Annotated in this window: 1 protein-coding gene; it reads right to left on the bottom strand. The window is 52.7% G+C overall.

Going from position 1 to position 203, the window contains the following annotated elements; all coding sequences use genetic code 11:
* The coding region (locus LKK83_RS16100; protein WP_324632238.1) for an RRXRR domain-containing protein at positions 1-203 on the bottom strand (203 nt) is incomplete at its 3' end.

The following is a 203-nucleotide window of genomic DNA, read 5'->3' on the forward strand; positions in this document are numbered from 1 at the left end:
CGACGCAGTTGGCGACGGGACAAGAGCGCATCTTTAATCGCTTGCCCGCGATGGGTAAGTTCGGCAGCCCAAAGCACTTGCAAGTCTTTTAAGATCGCCAAACCCGTCACTTTCGATCCTGGATCGATTTTCACTCGGCAGGGGTGGGGGGTTTCTTCGACCGCTTTCTTGAGGACAATCGTGAAGGGAAAACGACGATAAAT

The organism is Phormidium sp. CCY1219 (assembly GCF_035615515.1).
GTDB lineage: Bacteria > Cyanobacteriota > Cyanobacteriia > Cyanobacteriales > Laspinemataceae > CCY1219.